The following is a 4,258-nucleotide window of genomic DNA, read 5'->3' on the forward strand; positions in this document are numbered from 1 at the left end:
CTGCGGAGGCGGCCGACTGGCTCGACCATCCGGCCCGGCTGGCGGGCCTGCGCGACGACCTGCGCAGCCTGCGCGGCCAACCCGGTGCCGTGGCCTCCCTGGCCGAGCTGGTGCGAGGCCTGCTGCCCCCGATCAGCGCTGCCTAGGCTGATCCTCCAGCGCTGTTTGATCGCGATGTCGGATGTTCAGCCCGGGGCCAGCTGCACGTCAGGCAGCTTCAGTTCCGAAGCTCCGTCGTTTGTTGAGGCGTCCGACGCCGAATGGCGTCAGCGTCTCACGCCCGAGCAGTACGCCGTGACCCGTCAGGGTGGTACCGAGCGGGCCTTCAGCGGCGTCTACTGGAACCACAAGGGCAGCGGCATGTACCACTGCGTCTGCTGCGGTGCCGAGCTGTTCAGTTCCGCCAGCAAGTTCGACTCCGGTACCGGTTGGCCCAGCTTCTGGGAAGGTGTCGACAGCGGCGCCATCAAAACGCTGACCGACAGCAGCCACGGCATGGTCCGGACCGAAATCCGCTGCGCGCGCTGCGACAGCCATCTCGGCCACGTGTTCAACGATGGCCCGCGTCCCACGGGCCAGCGCTACTGCGTCAACTCCGCATCTCTGGCGTTTCGTGAGGGCTGACCGCCCCTCTCACCAGGGATCGGTGAGGTCTTCGGCGTCCACGTCGAGGGGATCGGCCGGTGCTGCCGGCCGGCGGCTGGGCAACGGGCCACGCCGGATCTCAGGCTCCCGGTCATAGACCTCAGCCCGTGAGGGCATCGGGTCCAGGGGTTGGGGATCCAGGGGCTCTTGCTCCTGGCGACCGCGGCGAAAATCCTCACGGGGACTGGGGCCGCGATCAAGGTCACCACGGGGATCGGACAGCCGTTCAGGGCCTCTGGAGGGGGAGGAGCGGTACTCCTGCTCGTCCTCATCGAGATAGCGACGCTGACGCAGGGGCTCGCGCTGGCGGCGTTCCTCCAGTTCGACGTATTCCAGCTCTTCCCGTGGCGCAAAGGAGCGGCTGGTGGCGGGTTGGATGCGCCGTTGTTCCTGGGCCGCGGGCTGGCCGGCCGCGAGCTGGTTCTCCACCGGCACCATCGACTGGCGGTAGCGCTCCCGTTCCTCCTGCTCCCAGCTGGGTCCGCCGATGCCGAGTTTTTCGAGCAGCCCCGAGCCCAGCTGCTTGAGCTTTTCGTCAGCGCCTTCGTACACGATGATCCGATCCGGCCCGCTGCTGACCACCTCCTCCACAGGCAGCTCCCAGGTGCTGAGCACGCCCTCACCCAGCAGGGGTACGCCCACGGCACCCAGCACCAGGGTGGTGAGTTCGCCGGTCTCGATGTCAAAGCTGAAGCCCAGCACCCGGCCCAGCGTCTCTCCAGCCTCGGTGATCACCTGGCAGTTGATCACTTTGCTGTAGCGGTCCGGATTGAAGCCCTCCGCCAGGGAGTCGGCCGAATCCACCAGGATCACATCGCCCACCTGGCGGATCCGGTCCAGGGGCATCCAGCGGGGCAGGCCGGGCAGGAAGCGGGTCAGGGGGTTGTCGCGCAGACCCAGGGCCACCACCTCGCGGCGATCGATGTCCACCACCACTTCTCCCACCACCCCAAGGCGGCGTCCGGTGTCGCGGGTGATCACCAGGGTGCCCATCAGCTCCGAGCGCAGCCAGAGCCGATCACTGGGGGCCGAGGCGTTCGGATCGGCGGCGGGGGGGATCGAAGAGGTCAAGTCCGGGGGCCGGTGCTGGGCGGCGGTGGGGCTGGCGACTGGCGTCCAGTCGGCTCATTGTGACCCACGTGCGCGGCTCAGGCCGCAGGCGGCAAACCGACCACCTGGGTGTGGGCGCCGCGGGCCTGGGTGACGCCGATCGTGCGGGTGGACGCGGCGATCATCGGCCGGCGGTGGCTCACCACCAGGAACTGGGCGTCGTCGGCCTGGCTGGCGATCAGGGCCGCCAGGCGCTCCACGTTGACGCCATCGAGGAAGCTGTCCACCTCGTCGAGGGCGTAGAAGGGCGAGGGGCGGAACTGCTGCAGGGCGAACAGGAAGCTGAGGGCCGTGAGGGACTTCTCGCCGCCGCTCATCGCCGCCAGGCGCCGCACCGCCTTGCCCTTGGGATGGGCGACCAGGGTGAGTCCGCCTTCGAGGGGTTGCTCGGTGTTCTCCAGCTGCAGGTAGCCCTCGCCGTCGGAGAGCCCGGCGAAGATCCGACGGAAGTGTCCATCCACCGCCACGAAGGCCTCCAGGAAGGCCTCCTGCCGCAGGGTGGCGACCGTTTCGATCCGCAGCAACAGCTCTTCCCGCTCGCTGCTCAGCACCTCCAGCCGGTCTGCCAGCTCGGCCAGCCGCAGCTCCAGCTGTTCGAGTTCCTCGAGGGCCAGCATGTTCACAGGCTCCAGAGCCTCCATGCGCTGCTGGATCCGAGCCAGTTCGGCCTGCAGCGTCTCCAGTCCTGCCAGCCGCACTTCCTCGGGGATCTCCGGCAGTGGATCCGGCAGGGCCTGCTCCAGCTGGGCCAGCCGCAGGGCTTCGCTGCGTTCCTGCTCGGCCAGGGCGGCCAGTTCCTCGCCGAGGCGCTGCAACTCCCATTGCCGGTTCTGCAGGGCCTGGCGCTGTCCGGCCAGGCGCCCTTCAGCGGCGTCCCGGGCCCGGCGCTGCTCCCCGAAGCGGGTCTGGAGAGCACTCTGCCGGGTTTCGAGCTCGCTGCGGCGCTCCTGCTCGGCCTGTTGCTGTTCCTTCCAGCGACTCCGCTCAGCCACCAGGGTCCGCACCGCCTCCGCCAGGCGTTGTTCGTCGCCGGCGAGGGCATCGAGCTGGCTGGCCACCCGCTCGCTGCTGAGGGCCCGTTCACGGCGCGCCGCCAGCAGCTGGTCCCGTTGCAGGCGGGCCTCGGCGAGGCTGCGATCGGCGTTCTCGAGTTCCTTCTGCAGGCCCTGCCAGTGGGCCCCGTCGCCGCCGCCACCGGCGCTGGTCTCGGCCTGCTCCAGGGCGGCAAGGGCCTGTTGCAGGGGCGGAATGGCTGTGAGCAGGTGCCGCCGCCGCTGCCGGTCTGCGAGGGCCGCCGTCTCCAGCTCGCCCAGTCGCTGATCAAGGCGCTGCTGCCGTTCCCGCTCCGGTGCCGCAGCCCGTTCCGCGGCCCCGGCTTCGGCCTGCAGGGCCGCCAGCCGTTGCTGCTGGGCCTGCAGTTGCGGCCGCAGTGCCTCCAGCTGCTGGGCCAGCTCCGATTCCCGCCGACGGCTGGCGAGGAGGCTCTCGCCCAGCTCCAGCAGGCGGCGCCGCAACGGCTCGGCCTCGTCGCCCTCCTGGGCGCTGCCGAAGCTGAGCTGGCCGCTGCGCTGCTGCAGGCTGCCGCCGGTCATGGCGCCGCTCTTCTCGAGCAGCTCCCCATCGAGGGTCACGGCGCGGCAACGGCCCAGCTCGCGGCGGGCGCTGGAGAGGGTGTCGAACACCAGCGTGTCGCCGAACACGTAGCGGAACACCTCGGTGTAGACGGGTTCATGGCGCACCAGTTCCACCGCCCGACCCACCAGGCCATCGCCGCCAATGGCACCTCGGGTGGTGCCGGGAGCGGCTCCCCGCTGCAGGGCCGCCGCCCCACTGGCCCCGCCGCCGCCGCCTCGGATCTTGTTGAGCGGCAGGAAGGTGAGCCGTCCGGCCCGCCGGTTCTTGAGCAGGTCGATGGCGCGGGCGGCGATCCGGTCGTCGTCGACCACCACCTGGCCGAGCCGGGCGCCGGCCGCCACCTCCAGGGCGAGGCGATGGCGCTCCTCCACCTCCCCCAGCTGCGCCACCGGTCCGTGGATGCCCTCCAGGCCGGCCTCAAGCAGCATCCGCAGCGCTCCGGTGCCGCGGCTTTCCTGCAGGGTGTCCCGCCGGCTGTCCAGCCGGGCGATCTCCCGCTCCAGGTTGGTCTGCTCGACCTCGAGGCGCTGGCGGGTGCGCTGCTGCAGGGCCAGGTTCTCCGCCAGATCCTGCAACTGCCGCTGCGCCTGCCCCAGGGCCTGCTGCAGCTGCGTCTGCTCCTCGTCCAGGCCCCGCTGGCGGGTGGCGGCCTCGGCATGGCTGCCGTCCTGTTGCTGCCGCTCCAGCTGCAGTTCGTCCAGCCGTTGCTGCCACTGCCGCAGCCGTTCCTCCAGCTGCTGCTGCTCGGCCAGCAGCGGTCCCAGCTGGTTCTGCAGGGCCTGGCGCTGCTGGCTGCGCTGGCGCTGCTCCTCCAGCCAGGTGCCGGAGCGCCCCGCCACCTCGCCCAGGCGCCGCCGCGAGAGTTCCA

At 70.8% G+C, this 4,258-nt stretch carries 3 protein-coding genes and 1 pseudogene; 2 read left to right on the plus strand and 2 right to left on the minus strand.

What is annotated here, in order from left to right:
• Positions 1-146: pseudogene (locus tag VB716_RS11160) on the plus strand (glycosyl transferase); the annotation flags it as partial.
• A 28-nt stretch (positions 147-174) separates the two neighbouring features.
• Positions 175-624 (plus strand): peptide-methionine (R)-S-oxide reductase MsrB, encoded by a 450-nt coding sequence (gene msrB, locus VB716_RS11165; protein ID WP_197158735.1) that lies wholly within the window; start codon positions 175-177, stop codon positions 622-624.
• A gap of 9 nt (positions 625-633) precedes the next feature.
• Here msrB and VB716_RS11170 read toward each other — a convergent pair whose 3' ends face one another.
• Positions 634-1,716, minus strand: a complete 1,083-nt coding sequence (locus VB716_RS11170) for a PRC-barrel domain-containing protein (RefSeq protein ID WP_323270510.1) — start codon at positions 1,714-1,716, stop codon at positions 634-636.
• A gap of 77 nt (positions 1,717-1,793) precedes the next feature.
• The coding region (locus VB716_RS11175) for an AAA family ATPase (protein ID WP_323270511.1) at positions 1,794-4,258 on the minus strand (2,465 nt) is incomplete at its 5' end.

This window comes from Synechococcus sp. CCY9201, from assembly GCF_034931105.1.
Lineage (GTDB): Bacteria > Cyanobacteriota > Cyanobacteriia > PCC-6307 > Cyanobiaceae > CBW1002.